The organism is Ruegeria sp. BC1 (genome assembly GCF_056539305.1).
The window spans coordinates 448377-466500 of sequence record NZ_JBQFUT010000002.1; the positions used below are offsets into that span (position 1 = coordinate 448377).

The window sequence follows — 18124 nt, forward strand, 5'->3', positions numbered from 1 at the left end:
CATGGCACAGATCAAGCTTTCAAATCTGCGACACAGCTATATGTCTACACCGAAAGGTCCTGAGGACTACGCGCTGAAGGAAATCGACGTGACTTGGCGCGATGGCGGAGCCTATGCGCTGCTCGGCCCGTCTGGTTGCGGCAAGTCCACGTTGCTGAACATTATCTCGGGTCTGTTGACGCCGTCCGAAGGGCAAATCCTATTCGACAGTCAAGACGTGACCGCCCTTCCCCCCGATCAGCGCAACATCGCGCAGGTGTTTCAATTCCCGGTGATCTACGACACGATGACTGTTGGTGAAAATTTGGCGTTCCCGTTGAAAAACCGCGGCGTGGACCCGGCGACAATCAAGCGTCGTGTCGATGAAATCGCCGAAATGCTGGACGTCACGGATATGCTCAACACCCGTGCTAGCGGCCTCAGCCCGGACAACAAGCAGAAAATCTCGATGGGTCGCGGTCTAGTCCGCGACGACGTGAACGCGGTCATGTTCGACGAACCTCTGACTGTGATTGATCCGCATCTGAAATGGAAACTGCGGTCCAAACTGAAAGAGCTGCATCAGCGCGTCAAAGCGACGATGATCTACGTGACCCATGACCAGACAGAGGCGCTGACCTTCGCCGACGAAGTGGTCGTGATGCAGGAAGGCGAAGTCGTTCAGATTGGCACCCCAGTCGAACTGTTTGAACGCCCGCAGCACACATTTGTCGGCCACTTCATCGGCTCCCCAGGCATGAACGTTCTGCCATGTGAGGCTAAAGGCGACCGCGCCTTGTTCGAAGGTCACGAAGTGATGCTGGAAGGACCGACCCACGGCGACGGAGGCCGCACCGATCTGGGCATCCGACCCGAATATGTGGGTTTCGGCGACACCGGCATTCCGGCGCACGTAACCAAAGTGTCGGACATTGGCCGTCACTACGTGGTCAGTGCGATGGTCGGCAACACCGCCCTGAAGGCCGTGACCGAACACAGCGTGCCCGAACCCGGATCACAAGTCTCCCTGCAATTCAAACCTGAACAATCCCGCGTCTACCGCGACGGCTGGATCGCAACCGAGGAGCGGGCGCAATGAGAACCGAAAACCAAAAAGCATGGTTCTTTGTCCTGCCAGTACTGGCGCTGGTCGCGTTCAATGCACTGGTGCCGATGATGACCGTCGTCAACTACTCGGTGCAGGAAACCTTCGGCAACAACCAATTTTTCTGGGAAGGCTTGGGCTGGTTCGAACAAATCTTGCGATCCGATCGGTTTCAGGCCGCGTTGGGTCGGCAATTTCTGTTTACTTTCTTGATCTTGCTGATCGAAGTGCCTCTTGGCATCATCGTGGCCCTGTCGATGCCACGCAAAGGGTTTTGGGTGCCGGTCTGTCTGGTGCTGATGGCTTTGCCCATGCTGATCCCGTGGAACGTAGTCGGCTCGATGTGGAACATCTTTACGCTGCCCAAGATCGGCTTGTTGGGGTATTTCCTGAATGACGTTTTAGGCATCAACTATGACATGACTCAACAGCCAATCTCGGCCTGGATTACAGTCATCGTCATGGATGTCTGGCACTGGACGTCTCTGGTTGTGCTCCTGTGTTATGCAGGTCTGGTTTCGATCCCCGACGCCTACTATCAGGCGGCCAAGATCGACGGTGCCAGCCCGTGGTCGGTATTCCGCTACATCCAGCTGCCAAAGATGAAAACCGTCCTGACCATCGCAATTCTGCTGCGCTTCATGGACAGCTTCAACATCTATACCGAGCCCTTCGTCTTGACAGGAGGCGGTCCCGGAAACTCAACCACCCTGTTGTCGATCGACCTTGTGAAGATCGCGTTGGGACAGTTCGATCTTGGTCCTGCGGCTGCGATGAGCCTAATTTATTTCGCCATCACGCTGCTGGTCTCTTGGGTCTTCTACACTCTGATGACAAAGGATGACGCGCAATGAAGAAGCGTTCCCTTATCCCGATCCTCTATATCGCCTTCCTGATGCTGCCGATCTATTGGCTGGTCGCGATGTCCTTCAAGACCACGAATGAGATCCTTTCAGGCTTTTCCTTGTTCCCTCAGACCTTTACGCTGGAAAACTACATCACGATCCTCACAGATCCCACTTGGTATTGGGGTTACATCAACTCGATCATCTACGTGACGATGAATACGGTGCTTTCCGTGTGCGTCGCCCTGCCCGCGGCGTATGCTTTCTCGCGCTATCGGTTCCTGGGCGACAAGCAACTGTTCTTCTGGCTGCTGACCAACCGGATGGCCCCTGCCGCGGTCTTCGCATTGCCGTTCTTCCAACTGTATTCCTCCATTGGACTGTTCGATACACATCTGGCTGTGGCGCTGGCACATACGCTGTTCAACGTGCCACTGGCAGTGTGGATTCTGGAAGGTTTCATGCGCGGCATACCGAAGGAACTGGACGAAACCGCCTATGTCGACGGCTACTCCTTTCCACGGTTCTTCGTGACGATTTTCTTGCCGAACATCAAAGCTGGTGTTGGCGTCGCAGCTTTCTTCTGTTTCATGTTCTCGTGGGTTGAGATGCTGCTGGCCAAAACCCTGACCGCGGTCGAGGCCAAACCCATCGCCGCCGTAATGACCCGCACCGCCTCCAGCGCCGGGTATGAGCTGGGCCTGTTGGCCGCTGCCGGGACGCTGACCATCATCCCCGGCGCCATCGTCATCTGGTTTGTCCGTAACTACATCGCGCGCGGTTTCGCGATGGGACGCGTGTGAGGTTCGAAATGCGCAAACTACTTCTCACCCTCCCTTTCCTGCCCTCGTCAGCCTTTGCCCAGGCGCAAGCCGGGTGGGGTAATGTCGGCCAGCAAGAGGAAAAAGGCTTCTCCTGGACTGACCCTCTGTGGCCCGATTTCTGGATGGCCTGGACCCCGGCAACGCTGGCTGTGTTCGTAGGCATCTTTTCGGCTATTGCCCTGATCGGTGTGCTCGAAGGGTTCAAGTATCGTGACGGGATCGAACGGCGTGGTGTTCTGGGCCTGACGACCACGCTGGGGGACCGGCTGTTCATCACCCTCTTGGGCTCGGCCTACATCTTCCTTGCCTGGCTGGGATTGGTGGGCCAACCGGTCTGGACACCGCTTTTCCTGTCCATCGGCTGGGGCATCTTCGTCTTCTGGAAAGTTTAAGCTTTGCGAAACAGCGAAAGGATGCTTGTCTGTCAGGCGTACTAAAAAAATGCGACACGAAAGACCGATGCGAAAGAAAAAGACAACAAACCTGCTGACCGAAGTGGAACTTGAGTTCATGAACGAGCTCTGGGCGCTGGGTCAGGGCTCGGTCCGTGATGTCCTAGCTCGCCTGCCATCTGATCGCAATCTGGCCTACACATCCGGCGCGACCATTCTGCGTATCCTTGATGACAAAGGGTTCGTCGAAAGCGAAAAGAACGGCAAGTCGCTGATCTACAGACCCCTGCTGGAAAAGGACAGGTACCAGTCGCGGTCGTTGCAGAATCTTTCCCGGACCCTGTTTGACGACACACCCGCAACGCTGGTTGCAAGGTTGGTCGACGATGAGGGACTGACAGAAGATGATTTGGAGGAAATTCGAGCACTGGTAGAGAGGAGACTGCAAAATGACAGCGGTTAAACCGGTTCTCGATGCGTTTCTTGAATTTAACGTTGTGCTTGGATTGTCAGCGCTGGTCTGGCTGGCAATGCGCGGGGCCGTGGCGCTTACGCCCATGAGGTACGGCTTTGTTGCTCAGCTTCGCTCGCTCAAGATACTCTGCATCTGCGTGATGCTCAGCCCGGTTCTGGCGATGGGTGTTTCAGGTTTTGTCAGTCAGGTGTGGCCAGGACGCGTTGTAGCGCTGGGCGATATCGCCGTAGCAGCCTATCTGCGCGGCGATATCGCCATGCCGGCTGCGCAATTCGAAACCCTTCTTAATACGCGTGAACGGTGGGTCGATCATGTCCTGTCAGGTGACTCTGTCTTCGTGACTTGCGCGTTGATTGCACTGGCTCTTCTGTCGGCTGTTCTGGCACTTCGGGTTGCCCACAACGCACTTGCAATTCGCAAGGCTGTACGGTCCAGTTTTCTTTGGCGACAGTCTGCCAAGGTAGACATTCATCTTTCGGACCGCGTAACCGTGCCATTTGCAGTGCGCGGCCTTCGGCGCCGTCACGTCGTTTTGCCCAGCCATTTGCTGAACTCGCCACGCGATTTGCGCTTTGCTCTGGCACATGAATTCCAGCACATCCGCGCGCTGGACGTGGAATGGGAACTGGGCTTCGAGCTTCTGCGCCCGCTGCTGTTCTGGAACCCCGCCTATCTGGCCATGAAGCATCAGTTTGACCGGCTTCGCGAATTGGCCTGTGATCAGTCTGTCGTCTCGCGCAAAGGGATTGATGCAACCGACTATACTGCCTGTTTGCTGGACTACTGCACACGATCGGTTAAGCTGAAAGGCCCTCGCATTCTTCATGTGGCTCTGGTTAACGAGCCGAAAGCAAAGCACGTTCTGCGTCAGCGTGTGATTGCCTTGACAGATGCACCTGTGACGACAGCCCAATTGTCATCTATTTTCCTTGGGTTAACACTTTCCTTGGTTGTTGTGCTTGCCATCGGCTCGGCCTCATTGCGTCAAACTCAAGATTGGAGCCATGATCGTCTTATGCTTTCGACAGTTGTAAATCTGGAACGACTGGAAGCTCGGAATCAAGGGAATTGATAGGCTGTAAGTTACGACCCGGGCGCGTTGGAGACTTGGAACCGCTGTTACTGCTGGCAAGTTCGTCACGGATTCGGCGCTGCTGGCTGTTGCTGATTTTCAATGAGCTTTGGTTCAAAGCATCGCTGTTCGTGGCTTTCATGCAGGTGTCCGCTTTGGTCGACTTCGATTGAGCGAGAAGGATTCGATCGCAGCCAATGGTCATTCCATCCCGCTGCAATGCAGTATAGCCACCTGTTGATGAAGTCCGCTTTGGGACCCACGCGGCCTTGCGGCAACGCAGCGCCAAATTTTTTAGCTGCTGGGCAAATTTCCCAACATTCTGTTCTCTACGGGTGACGGCGGGCAACCCAAAGCAGACATCGCCAGCCCACACGTCGGGCGGAAAGTGTAATTTGCTGCGCTTCGCACGAACGTCCGTTCCACAACATTCAGCGATGGGTGCGAATGGCTTTGTTCAGAACTTATTGCAAATACGCAAGGCATCGAGAATTGCGGCGTGCATATTGCGGCTTGCGACTGCGTCGCCGATGCGGGCGAGGTGGAATTGAGCGCTCTGCTGGGCATCGATGAATGGAAACGTCCCGTTGATCATCGCCTTGTGGTCGAGCTGTCCAAGGTTTTTCGAACCTGGTTTGAGGTCGTGATAAAGATCGTCCATCGGGATCAAGCCATGCTCGACGACCACGTGGTCGACAAGACGTTCAGCGGTGTCACCCGTCAATACATGGCGCAGGCAGGCGCTAACCTTGTTTCCCTCGCGTATCAGAGTGTGGAGTTCCTGAAGGCCAGTGAAGGTGACCCCTTTTGCGGCCAGATCGCGCAAGGCGACGGCGGATGTTGTTGGACCAAGATCGTGCAGAAGCGCCCGGTCGGGGGTCACAAGTTCGACGCTGTGACTAGCGCCCGCCAGCATGTCGACCGTGACCGCAGCGGGGTGGTCTCCGACCTCGTCGAACACCAACACGTCGCCCGAGACACGCGCCTCCCCGGACAATACCTCCCAACTGCAGATCGCCAGATCACCGCCGGGAATGGCCAAGGGCTCGGGCCAGCCGCCGGTGGCAATGATGACCAGATCCGGGGCTTCAGACCGCACGTCATCGGCTTCTGCATAGGCGTTGAGGCGGATGTCGACCCCAAGAGCGGTCACTTCGGAAATCAACCAGTCAGCAACGCCCCAGACCTGACGTCGCGTCATACCCTTGGCGGCCAGAACAAGCTGTCCCCCCAACCGATCTGACGCCTCAAACAGAACAACATCGTGACCGCGCAGGGCGCTGACCCGCGCGGCCTCAAGCCCGCCGGGTCCGCCACCGACAACAACAACCTTCTTGCGGGTGTCGCTGGGTGCGATGGCATGTGGCACGGTCTGTTCCCGCCCGGTGGCGGCGTTATGACCGCAGACGGCGGGCTTGCCCTGATTGACCCGGTCCACGCAATATCCCAAGCCGACACAAGGGCGGATACGCTTCTCTTCCCCGCGCGCAAGTTTGGTCACCAGATATGGATCGGCCATCTGGGCGCGGGTCATGCCCACCAGATCGACATGACCACCGGTAACCGCGTGGCGGGCCGTTGCAATGTCGGCGATGCCACCTGCATGCAGGATCGGCAGGTTGACGGCCTCACGAATGCGCCCGGCCACGATGATATGAGGGGCGGCGGGCAGACCCATCGGGCGCACCCATTCGGCAAGACCAAGATCATCGTAGGGCGCCCCGGCCAGAATGTTGAGCAGGTCGAACTGGCCGCTGTTTTCCAGCATCCGGGCGGCGGCAACGCAGTCCTCGGTGCTCAGCCCGCCTTCGGTCAACTCGTCGCCGGAGATGCGCATGGACAGGATGAACTCGGGGCCGACCTCGGCGCGCACAGCGTCCAGCACTTGCAGGGTCAGACGCATGCGGTTCTCCAACGTCCTACCATAATCATCGTCGCGCTGGTTGGTCAGCGGCGACAGGAACTGGCCCAGCAGGTGCGAGTGGGACAAAAGCTCGATCCCATCGAACCCGCCCTGCAGACAGCGCCGCGCGGCGGCGGCAAAATCACCGATTACCCGGTCGATGTCTTCCAGCTCCATCACCTTGGGGAAGGCCCTGTGAGCACGTTCACGCACGCCGGATGGTGCCAGAACCGGCAGCCAATGCCCATCGTCCCAAGCCGTGCGCCGCCCCATATGGGTGATCTGGCACATGACCGCGGCGCCATGGGCATGCACGCCATCGGTGAGTTTCCGAAACCACGGAATGATGCTGTCATCGCCCGCATAAAGCTGGCCGAACACCGAGGGGCTGTCGGGGGCGATATTGGTCGACCCGCCGATCATAGTCAGGGCAACACCCCCCTTGGCCTTCTCTTCATGATACAGCCTGTAACGGTCTCGTGGGTGGCCGTCTTCGACATAGTTAGGTGCGTGAGAGGTGCTGATGACGATACGGTTGCGCAACGTCAGGTGCTTGAGTTGAAGCGGATCAAGTAATTTTGCCACGATCAATTCCCTTCGGTCACGATATCTGTTTGAAAGCCGTCCTGGGTCGGGTCCGTTGGTCAGCTTCAATGCCTGATGAAGTTCATACTGAAGTAAGCTATCGAGGAAGCATGGGTGAGAGTTCACTGCTTCCGACACGGATACACAAAATGACGACCTGACCAAGAGCCTTGCATGCAGAAATTCGGTTAGGAAGTGACGGCTCCTGACACGCGCTGCACGATCCACCAAGGTCAGCTCAGGGCCGATCCCGAAACTTTGCAAATTCTGATTTCTGCGCATTGCTGTCGTAGACGCAGTATGCAGCAAGAGTGGCAGCGCATGTAGCACTGTGAATGTCTTCTTCTATCTGCCAGAGCATGTGGCTATGCAAGTGCAGCGAACTAAAAACTTTATGCCCGAGGTACTGGAACGTCATGTCCGCTTCGGGCTGCCTCCAGTCACTAATGTGAAAGGCCGCGAAAGACGCCTCCGAGCTCACTTTGATAGATGCTGCGCGATGAGCCAATGTCAGCGATGCGCAAAAAGCAGACTTTGCAAAATCTCACAATATCTAGTCTCCAATCACTGAGCCACATATGAAATTCATCGGGCTAAAAGCAAAGCCACAAGCACAACTACACCCGATGTAGTTGCGCTTGGCAGGTTGCATGGATAGTCATAGCGCATGGATGTCGAACGGATCGGAGAAACCCTTGATCATTGTTCTACCAAATGTCTCCAACACATTTGCCCCTTCCAACAGATCGAAGGTTTCTTGATCAATCAATATACGGCTTCCGGTTTTCTGCGTTTCTGCCTCGAGCCGAGCAGCAAGGTTTACGGTCGATCCTATGCAAGTATACGTCGCTCGATTGTCCGTACCGGCATAGCCGGCGACGACTTCGCCAGTCGCTATTCCGATGCCGATTTTTAGGTCACTTTTCCCTTCTGAGCGCCTTTCGAGATTTAATATCTCAATCATGTTGTGCATTTCATGCCCTGCCGCCACTGCACTTTGCGCGGAGTTAGGCAGCGGCTGCGGAACTCCGAACAGAGCCATCAAACCGTCTCCCAGCATCAGGCTGACAATTCCGCCATTGCTGGTAACAGCCTCGAACATCAGCGTGTAGAAGGTGTTGAGCAGATCGATTGTTTCCTCGGGAGCGAGATTCTCCGATAAGGTCGTGAAGCCGCGAATATCACAAAAGAGGACCGAAGCGTTGGCACGCTTGCCACCAATGGCAAAGCCAGACTCTTGCAGGTCTTGAGCAACCTCCGTTGTCGCAAAGCGCTCCAGCAGACGCTTCTGCTCGTCCCTGAGCTTTTTCTTTTCAAGACCGCTGGAGACGCGCGCACTAAGTAGTGTCTTATTGACTGGTTTTGGCAGGTAGTCTTCAGCGCCCAATTCAATGCAGCGCACGACATTGTCCAGACCCTCAACGGATGACGTCACGATCACTGGCAGATCGCGCAGGTCGGTGTCGGATTTGACGGCCTCCAGAACCTGAAAGCCGTCCATTTCCGGCATTTCGATATCCAGTAAGAGCAAGTCAAACGGCTGATTAGACAACATCTCCATCGCAACGCGGCCGTTTTCCGCGACCGATGCTTGGTGACCCAAGAGCTCTACGCTGCGCGACAAAAGCAATCGGTTCACCTTGTTGTCGTCGACGATGAGCAAATGGCCGGGGGCGTCAGACATCAATCAGGCTCCGCAACGCGACGGCGGCAGTATTGAGGGCTGTTTCCAGCGCTGTCGCATCTGTTAGGTCTCCGGCCTCGGGCAATTCTCCCAGCTCAACTTTCCTGGCCAGTTTGGCAAGAGCCGTCGCACCAAATGTGTTGGCATTCGACTTGATAGAATGTGCAGCACGGCGGTATCGGTCGGCATCGGCCTCGCCTGCGGCCGCTTTCAATTCGTCAATCATACTGGGCGCTTCGTCGAGAAAGGTGTTTACGAGCTCAGCTGCAAAGTCTTCGCCTGTGGCGTCTTTTAGTTCCATGAAGATTTCATGATCAATTGGGCTGTCTGTCATGGATCACCTTCTTATTCTTGGGGAATTTAACAGGGCTTCGATTAGGACAGGTACGCGGATCGGTTTGGTGATATAGTCATCCATCCCTGCATCCAGGCACATCTCACGGTCCCCCTGCATTGCGTTCGCGGTCATCGCGATTATGCGAGGACGAGTTCTATCCGGATGCGCTTTGTTGATAATGCGAGATGCTTCAAGCCCATCCATCTCGGGCATTTGCACATCCATAAAAACGACATCGTATGTTTGCCGGTTTACGCTTTCGACCGCCTCAGCACCATTGCTGGCCAAATCCGCGCGATAACCCATCTGCTCAAGCAGTCGGAGTGCAAGTTTTTGGTTCACCACATTATCCTCAGCCAACAAAACTCGCAGTGGATGTCGCGATGCCATATCCGGATCTGTTTGGGGTTTGTCCTCTGGTTTGGACGGCTTTACTCGCACCTTTTCAGTCGCGAACAATGTAACCAAGGTATCGAACAGGTGGGATTGGCGCAAAGGTTTGGCAAGGTTGGCAGCAAAGAGCGCTTGCTCCGGATCTACTTCACGCGGGCCAAGTGAACTGAAAAGGATTAGTGGCAAACCCGGCTTCTTGGCGCGAACCTTTTTGGCGAGCTCTGCTCCATCCATTTCGGGCATATGCATGTCGAGAATGGCCAAATCGAACTCCACGCCTTGTTCAAGTATGCTCAGCGCCTCTGACGGAAATTCACGCGTCGTGGTCTGCGTGCCCCATTTCTCAGTTTGAAGAGCAAGGATTTTACGATTGGTGGCATTGTCGTCCACCATCAAAATTCGCTTGCCTTCGAGTTCAGGCTGAACGCCGACAAGATTACGGGAAGAAGACTTAACTGGCTTTGCAGGTCTTGCCTGGATTTTGAAAACAAAGGTGGAACCGCTCCCCTCGCCATCGCTTTCAGCCCACATGGTCCCACCCATAAGTTCGGCGAGGCGTTTCGAGATCGCAAGACCCAGACCAGTGCCGCCATATTTTCTGGTCGTGGAACTATCTGCCTGACTGAAAGATTGAAATAATCGGCTCATGCCCTTTTGGGACAGGCCGATTCCAGTATCTCGGACTTTGAACGTCAGTTCGAGCGATCCCTGCACCTCGGCGGATTGTTCAACAGACAGGACCACTTCGCCGCTTTCGGTAAACTTCACTGCGTTAGAAAGGAGATTCAGCAGAATTTGCCGCAATCTGGTCAGATCTGCGCTAATCGCCAGGGGCAGTGTGTCATCGAACTCATAAGCCAAATCGAGCTGTTTCTCGGCAGCTTTACCGCTGACTAAATCGAGCGCGCTTTCTATGCATTCGCGCAGGTCGAACGGGTGGTTTTCGATATCCATCTGCCCGGCTTCAATTTTCGAGAAGTCGAGGATCTCGTTGATGATGCCCAACAGCGCATCGCCGCTATCACGGATGGTATTGGCATAGTCACTTTGTTCTGCGTCCAACTCTGTGTCCATCAACAGCCCGCTCATTCCGATTACGGCGTTCATTGGCGTTCGAATTTCGTGGGACATCGTCGCCAGGAAGGCGCTTTTTGCTTCGTTTGCTTCTTCAGCAACCTTTCGCGCCTCTTCGGCCTCACGGAACAGACGCACGTTTTCGATGGCAATCACCGCCTGATCTGCAAATGAGTAGGCGAGGTCTATCTCATCTTTGGTGAAAGCGCCGGCTGTTTTCCGAGCGAACACCAACACACCCAGACACGCCTTGCCTTTCATAAGTGGCAGCAACAGAGCTGCGCGCACACCATGCCGGTCATACGTAATCTGTTCGAACGGTGAGAGTTCGAGTGTATCCCAATCCGGTAGATGGAGCATCTTCTTCTCATGCAGAACCTGCGCGGGAAAGCTGGACATCGGATCCGGGTCGATAGGAAAACTTTGGTTGCCTTCAAGGGTAGCAACACCTTCTGCACTAACCCGCGCAAGCACCTCGAACGTGTTATCTTGCGCGGTCATAGCTGCAACCATATCAGAGGAGACCAACCGCACACCTGCTTCTGCGATTGCCTCAAAGACTGGCTTGATGTCGTCAGGAGATTGGCTGATCACCCGTAGAATGTCCGCACTCGCAGTCTGACGTGCCAGGGAAGCCTGAGTTTCATTAAACAGGCGAACATTTTCCAGCGCGATGATGGCCTGATCGGCGAAAGACTCGGCAATGGCGACTTCATCTTCGCTGAAAACTTTGGCCGTTTTTCGGATGAATACCAAGGCACCGAAACATTCCGTCCCGCGCATCAGAGGCACTGTCAGAGAAGACTTGAACCCTTTCCTGCGGATGATCTCTTGATCGCGCGGAGGTAGCTCATCGTATCGCCATTCAGGCAAATGCAAGGTCTTGCCGTTCTTGATTGCCTTGGACGGTAAATTGTCTTCGGGATCAATCGGCAGGCGCTCGGTCCATGTGATTTCTTCGACGCCATCGGGTGTCGCGGCGGCGATTTGCCAAAGTTCAGTCTTGTTCGCCTGAATAGCAATCGACAGGTCGCAATCTATGAGGGTCGTCGCCAGCGCGACAATCTTCTCGAAAACCGGTTTGGTATCGGTTGGAGATTCAGAGATTACTCTTAACACATCCGCGCTTGCGGTTTGGCGCGCGAGGGCGGTCTGCGTTTCGTTGAAGAGTTGCGAGTTCTGAATTGCGATTATCGCCTGGGACGCGAAGGTCTCCATTTGCTTGATTTGTTTTTCGTCAAAAGCGGCCGCCGTTCGGCTCCCCATGCTGATAACACCAATTGTGTCACCGTCACGGATTAGTGGCACGGAAAGAACGGATCGGTAGCCTTCGAGATTGGACTTGAGCAGCGGATCATAGTTGGTGTCAGCTTGAGTGTCCTCAACGTAGTCGGCCCTTCCATGCAGAAGCGCACGCGCTGTGGCCGATGTTTCTCCGGGTTCAAAAGGATGCGCCTTTAAAAAATCCGCGAATTTGGCCGACACATTGTGTCCGGCAAAATAATGGTACTTTCCATCTTCGGGTGTCTTAAGCGCCACAAAGGCATCCTGTAGGCGACAAATGCGGGACGAAACGGCCAGCAATGCTTCCAATACAGGCTCCAACGCATCAGGAGATCGGGAAATAACTTCGAGTACTTCGCTTGTGGCTTTTTGGTACTCTAACGATTCCTCAATTTCCGCGGTTCTCGCTGTCACCTCGTCGAAAAGGTGCGCATTTCCAAGTGCAATTACCGCTTGCGAGGCAAACGTTTCGACCAAGGCTATCTGCTTGTTTGAGAACGCCCCAACTTTTGAATGAGCAAGTGAAATCACGCCGAGCGTGACCCCATCCTTTACGAGCGGAACCCCCAAAGCTGAACGAAACCCGGCACCCAGTGCTTCTTCTTTCCAAGCATAATCTGGGTCGTGCTCAAAATCTTCAATGTACACCGTTTTGCCTGTTAGCGCGGCACGTCCTGTGGTTGTTCCCTTGTCTGGAACATGCACCTGACGGGTTATGATGTCGTAGTGAGCTGCGGCGGAATTGTGGGTCGCAGCAATGTCATAAATTCCAGTGTCTTCATTCAGAAGTGCGACGTAAGACGCTTCGGGTTTGCAGATGCGAACCGCCACCTGCAAAATAGCTTTGAGAACTGGTTCGAGCTCATTTGGCGAGCGGGAGATCACTCCCAGCACTTCAGACGTGGCTGTTTGATAGTCGAGCGCTTCTTCAACTTCTGCGGTGCGCGCCTGCACTTCTTTGAACAAACGGGTGTTGTTGATGGCGATCACAGCCTGGGATGCGAATGTCTCTAACAGGTTGACCTGTTTTTCGCTAAACGCCCCGGGCTTCCGGTGCGCCATGACGATAACACCAACGGTCACGCCTTCGCTGACTAAGGGGACGCCGAGGGTGGTGAGGTAATCACCGATCTCCGCCGCCACTTTCCATGTGTAGGTCGGATCCTTACGCGTGTCTTTTATGTAAACAGTCCTGCCATGAAGGGCCGTGCGGCCAATGCAAGAGCCTTCCTCTGGGGCAATTGGGTTGTCTGATAAATAGTTAAGAAACGCATCACTCACGTTGTGGGACATGGCCACACGGTACAACCCATCGTCAGCATCCCGCATTGCGAAGAATGCATATTCTGGGTCGCAGATACGCGATGAAACTTCCAGGATTGCATCCAGCACCCGTGGCAGATCGTTGGGCGAGCGTGAGATGACATCCAAAACTTCTGACGTGGCGGTCTGGTATTCTAGTGATTGCACAACTTCGGCAGTGCGTTCCTCTACCTCCCGGAACAGGTTGGCATTTGTAATGGCGATAATCGCTTGGTCCGCGAAGGTTTCTAACAACTGAATTTGTTTGGTGGAAAATCCCGAAACCTCGGTTGACCCGACCGAAATTACACCCACAACCTCGCCATTCTTGACCAACGGAACCCCGAGCACGGACCTATATTCCCCGACGCCGCTCTCTTCCATCCAAGTATAAGACGCCTCGCTTTCAACATCTTCGATATAAATGGTGCGTTTCGACAGAATGGCACGCCCGCTTACACCGCTTTCATCAGGCGAAATAGGATTAGCTTTGACATATTCCGCAAAGGTCGTGTCCTGCGTAAGTATCGCAAGAACATGAAAAAGCTGATCTTCGGGATTCAGCATCGCAACATAGGCATCCTGCAATTCGCAGATACGCGACGCTTCTTTGAGAATGGCATCGAGAACGGGCGCCAACTCATTTGGTGACGCCGAAATCACCCGCAGCACTTCGGATGTAGAGGTCTGATATTCCAAAGCCTGCGTAACTTCCGCTGTGCGATCCTGAACTTCGCGAAACTGTCGGACGTTTTCCATTGCGATAACGGCTTGAGCCGCGAAGGTTTGGACCAGTGCCACGTCGTCGTCTGAAAATGGCGCAACTTCACGGCGGTAGAGTACAATTACACCGAGACCCAGGTCATCCTTCATCAACGGAACTGCCAGAACCGAGCGGGCTCCTTCAATCTCAACCATCTGAACCCGTTTTGGGTCGCGATCCCTGAAGTAAAGGGGATCGTCCGCGATATCGTCCTGGCGAATGACCTCGCCATCGATCATTGGTTTGATCGCAATTAATTCAGTGCGGGTAAGAGGCTCTACAAAGTTTTTGAGCGCTTCGTCAAAATCGATTCTTGCGCCAATATTTGCCGGGATCGTTGCGAGCCCGCGTTCGTGATCAGCGATACACAAGAAGGCGAGTGGCGCTTTGCATAGACGGCTGGAGTTTTCGAGAATATTCTGGAATACAGGTCTTTCGTCGTCGCGGCTACGGCTTATGACTTCGAGGATTTCTCGCGATGCTTTTTCGCGCTCAAGTCGTTCCTGAACCTCTCGAAATTGGCGCGTGTTTTCTATCGCTATGACTGCGTGTTTGGCGAACTCTTCGATGAATTGCACGTCGGGATCAGAAAACGGGCGGACTTCGCGGCGGCTAACCGCAATAGCACCTATCGCCTTTTCCTCCTGCATCAAGGGCACAACAACCCGTGACCTGATCCCTTCGACCTCGACCATTGTAACGGCAGTAGGATCACCCGAGCGGTAGAACTCAGTGTCGGCGATGTCCTCGACGCGTACAACCTTGCAATTTCGTATCGCCGCCGCCGCCGTGACCGAACCATCAAGAGGCCACTCTTCTCCCAATTCGACATCGGTTTTATCGTGCCCCCATGCACCGGCCAATTGAATATGGGTTCCCGCAGCATTTACCAAAACCAGCGCCGCCTGATCCGCGTCACAGATTTCCGTGGCTTGCTGAAGTACGGCTTCAAAGACTCGTGCGTCATTGTCCCGGCTTTTGCTGATAACACTTAGGACCTCTTGCGTCGCCACTTGGCGTTCCAGCTGAGTGTGCAGCTCTTTCATTTGACGTGTGTTGTCGATTGCAATCACAGCCTGGGCCGCAAAGCCCTCGACCAAAGAGATCTCATCTTCAGTAAATGGCCGCACTTCACGCCGGTAAATCCCAATGACGCCTACGGGGTCACCATTTGTCGACATCAAAGGAACCGTAAGAAACGAACGGACACCTTCCTCATCAACCAGTTGCCGGCGCCAAGGATCCCCGTTGATGTAGTGGTCCGTCTGGCGCAAATCGACATTGTGAATGACGCGCGCTTCCCGCACGGACTCGGCAATTTGTAAATTTGAGTCCAGAGACCAGCGATCCACGCCGACCTTGTATGCAGCCAATTGATCGCCAAAATGTGCCGCATATTCCAAATGAGTTCCTGCCTCATTTAGCAGGCTCAACGTGGCTACATCTGTTTCGCAAAGCCGTGCGGTGTTCTCCAAGATCGTCTGAAATACCGGCGCTTCATCTTCCCGAGACCGACTGATCGTCTCCAGAACATCACGCGTGGCACTTTCACGAGCCAGACGCACCTGCAACTCGCTAAACTGTCGAACATTTTCAATTGCAATGACCGCCTGAGCGGCGAAAGTTTCAACCAGCTGCACCTGATCGTCGGAATAAGGTCGTACCTCATCCCGTGCCAACATCAGGCATCCGATTGCGCTACCACCCACTTTCAATGGAACAAAAAGATTACTCCTGCACCCATGTGTGTCGACAATGAGTTTAAAGCGCTCATCCCCCGATTTGTGAAAATCGGTGTCCCCCATATCGACAACGCGTTTTGTCTCGCCACTTAGAATAGTGTCAGTCACAATGGAGTTGCCTGGCTCCATCGTGTATTTGCCGTCGAGCCAGAGTTGTTGAATATCCGGGTGTAGATTAACGCTGGCAACCAGTTGCTGACGAGCATCCCCTTCTTGCCCGAGTACCAGACCGGCAAAAAAGGCATCACAGAGATCTTTTGCCAGCGTTACAATCAGGTCGCATACTGGCTGGATGTCATCCTTGGTCTCGGAGATCGCCTGCATAACCCGCGCGGTAGCTTCAAACCGAGCCTGCTGATCATCCGCGCTGAGCCCCCTGCTTTGCGAGGATGACGACGCTGAATCAGCCGTCTCTCTTGATGCCTTTTTTCCACCCACCTGCGTTCGTGCCCCCCACGCAAACTAATGAAACACACAAGACCGGAGTTTAGAGGGCATACGATAGAAGTCACAGAGTTTCTTTGTGGGTTGTGTTCCATGCGGTTCGGGCGATGCCGGTATGGTGTGACCTTGGGAAGATCCGCAGAGTCACAAAAAAACCCGCCCTATTTGCCAAAAAGGTGTCCTAAATAGGAGCTGTGTTAAACTTCCCAGAATACTCAAACATTGCTGTTGTATGTCTTCTCTGGGCTGAACTGCGCTCCTTTGGAGCAATACTGCGGATGTCTGCAAAGGCCGCAAAGTAGACTACAAGCAAGTTGCAGCGACGCCCGAGTTGCGAACATTGCCGCCGTTGCCGCTCCCAGAACCAACGGCTGCATTGTACGCTTTGCGTTGGTAGCGAAAAACAGCACCGGCGGGAAAGTGGACGTTCGCCGCAATGGCAAACACTTTAGGAGCCGAACCAAAAGCAGCCATTCAGACTAAAACCAATCCTTTAGAGTTTATGTATCGTCTTGTCTCTTCATCGACTCCAAAGTTCGGAAAATTGCGACAAGGGCCAATGGCATCATAAACTTCTCTTCGGGTCGGGTTTTGAAGCCTCGGCTTCAAATCAAAGAGTTGGCGACCAACGCGGGTGTTCGTCGTCAACGACGAACGCGTGCGCGTGCGCGTGCGTCCGTTGCCCTTGCAAGTGCGGGTGAACCAGTGGAAGATTTTCGTGAGTGTGCGTACGGTCAAACAGCTGCAATCAGACTTAGACGCGTTCCAGAGCGAACTGCAAACAAGAGACTTGACCCGTCCGATGCAGTAGGCACAGACAGCCTCAGATCGGAGACTCCATTTTGGAAAACAAGTGCGTCACGCTTTCGTAAGCCATTGCAATTGAAGAAGATAATGTCATTCAACACACATCGACCATCAACGCGCGGCTTGTCGGGCGACTAGGGGAAGAAAGGCTCAAGACACGCCCTCTGGACGTCGGTCAGCCAAAATAGATCAGACATATTCATCGCTCATTTTGAGAACCGTGAATCACGCCCCCCCGGAAATCAAAGGGTCCTGACCCTAGAGTGACGGCGCCGTCAGTTTAGGGTTTGCAAGATTGGTTGTGCGACTTCTGCCACATTCAGATACCCACTTATGCCGTGTCTGTTTTTTGTACGATTGTTAATATTGCCAAAATTGTTCACGCCGGGCGTCACCTGGAAATTCGAGGCATCGAGTGGATGGAGGGCAACGATGTCGCGATCGTCGAAAAAATTGCTCCAGACGCCAACGTTGCGCGGAAACTCAATTGGCGCCAGCCGTGTCCGAACGGCCTTGATGCCAAGCGGGCTGCCAACCGTAACGAAGAGCGGCATTTTCGGAGTTGGCGCACTCTTGCGCAGTACATTGTAGGCTACGACCGAACCCAACGAGTGACCAACGACAACAGTAGGAACATCCGACATTTCAGCGGCAACTATGGCATCGATTTCGTCGCGGATCGCATCGCGTTCAAGGTATAGAAAGGCGTCGCGAGTGAAACGCTCCAGAGCGCTGGCCGTGATCGCATCAGATTTTGCGTCTACGGCTTTTGCGATTGCGTGAACCCATGCCCAATTGAGTGGTCCTTTTTCGCGCGGGTTGTCGCCATACTGGGCATCAACGTCGGCCTCTGTTACCCCGAGTTCTTGTCCGATTTCTTGCGTGAGCTCGGCTTGGAACTCTAGATACTCGTCCTGTGTGGACGACCCTTTTTCTGTGATCAACCCAGCTGGCTCAACGCGGGTTTGTTCCACCAGTTCGTCTAGCCGGGCGCCATAGAAAGGAAAGGAAACCTCGACTTCGCTGGGAAGCGGTATTCCTGTTCGCGCTGAGCCTTCTTCCAGCGCCGCCAACCACTCTGCCGATACTTCTGCAGGGTCGCGTTCGCCCTGCG

Annotated in this window: 11 protein-coding genes and 1 pseudogene; 6 read left to right on the forward strand and 6 right to left on the reverse strand. The window is 54.4% G+C overall.

Going from position 1 to position 18124, the window contains the following annotated elements:
- Position 1 precedes the first annotated feature (1 nt).
- The 6 genes from ACR0IY_RS07950 to ACR0IY_RS07975 all read left to right on the forward strand — a co-directional run bounded on the left by ACR0IY_RS07950 (position 2) and on the right by ACR0IY_RS07975 (position 4692).
- The gene (locus ACR0IY_RS07950) at positions 2 to 1078 is read left to right on the forward strand and encodes an ABC transporter ATP-binding protein (RefSeq protein ID WP_480671983.1); all 1077 of its coding nucleotides are present in this window, start codon (positions 2 to 4) and stop codon (positions 1076 to 1078) included.
- Positions 1075 to 1938, forward strand: a complete 864-nt coding sequence (locus tag ACR0IY_RS07955) for a carbohydrate ABC transporter permease (protein WP_480671985.1) — start codon at positions 1075 to 1077, stop codon at positions 1936 to 1938. Before ACR0IY_RS07950 ends, ACR0IY_RS07955 begins: the two co-directional genes overlap by 4 nt.
- Positions 1935 to 2732, forward strand: coding sequence for a carbohydrate ABC transporter permease (locus ACR0IY_RS07960; RefSeq protein ID WP_480671987.1), 798 nt, complete (start codon positions 1935 to 1937; stop codon positions 2730 to 2732). Before ACR0IY_RS07955 ends, ACR0IY_RS07960 begins: the two co-directional genes overlap by 4 nt.
- Before the next feature lie 8 nt (positions 2733 to 2740).
- The gene (locus tag ACR0IY_RS07965; RefSeq protein ID WP_480671989.1) at positions 2741 to 3145 is read left to right on the forward strand and encodes a DUF2160 domain-containing protein; all 405 of its coding nucleotides are present in this window, start codon (positions 2741 to 2743) and stop codon (positions 3143 to 3145) included.
- A gap of 67 nt (positions 3146 to 3212) precedes the next feature.
- Entirely contained in the window at positions 3213 to 3608 is a 396-nt protein-coding gene (locus tag ACR0IY_RS07970) for a BlaI/MecI/CopY family transcriptional regulator (RefSeq protein WP_480671991.1), read from the forward strand.
- The gene (locus ACR0IY_RS07975; protein WP_480671993.1) at positions 3595 to 4692 is read left to right on the forward strand and encodes a M56 family metallopeptidase; all 1098 of its coding nucleotides are present in this window, start codon (positions 3595 to 3597) and stop codon (positions 4690 to 4692) included. Before ACR0IY_RS07970 ends, ACR0IY_RS07975 begins: the two co-directional genes overlap by 14 nt.
- A gap of 457 nt (positions 4693 to 5149) precedes the next feature.
- On the opposite strand, the gene ACR0IY_RS07980 is transcribed toward ACR0IY_RS07975, so the two are convergent.
- The 6 genes and pseudogenes from ACR0IY_RS07980 to ACR0IY_RS08005 all read right to left on the reverse strand — a co-directional run bounded on the left by ACR0IY_RS07980 (position 5150) and on the right by ACR0IY_RS08005 (position 18083).
- Complete coding sequence (locus ACR0IY_RS07980; RefSeq protein WP_480671995.1) at positions 5150 to 7180, reverse strand: oxidoreductase; 2031 nt, start codon at positions 7178 to 7180, stop codon at positions 5150 to 5152.
- Positions 7181 to 7838: 658 nt separating this feature from the next.
- Positions 7839 to 8864: an adenylate/guanylate cyclase domain-containing protein gene (locus tag ACR0IY_RS07985; protein ID WP_480671997.1), complete on the reverse strand. Its 1026-nt coding sequence runs from the start codon at positions 8862 to 8864 to the stop codon at positions 7839 to 7841.
- Entirely contained in the window at positions 8857 to 9198 is a 342-nt protein-coding gene (locus tag ACR0IY_RS07990; protein ID WP_480671999.1) for an Hpt domain-containing protein, read from the reverse strand. Before ACR0IY_RS07990 ends, ACR0IY_RS07985 begins: the two co-directional genes overlap by 8 nt.
- Before the next feature lie 3 nt (positions 9199 to 9201).
- A complete protein-coding gene (locus ACR0IY_RS07995; RefSeq protein WP_480672001.1) occupies positions 9202 to 16197 on the reverse strand; it encodes a GAF domain-containing protein in 6996 nt (2331 codons plus the stop codon).
- A gap of 860 nt (positions 16198 to 17057) precedes the next feature.
- Positions 17058 to 17207: pseudogene (locus tag ACR0IY_RS08000) on the reverse strand (IS5/IS1182 family transposase); the annotation flags it as partial.
- 78 nt (positions 17208 to 17285) lie between these two features.
- Complete coding sequence (locus ACR0IY_RS08005; RefSeq protein WP_480672003.1) at positions 17286 to 18083, reverse strand: lipase family protein; 798 nt, start codon at positions 18081 to 18083, stop codon at positions 17286 to 17288.
- Positions 18084 to 18124 lie beyond the last annotated feature (41 nt).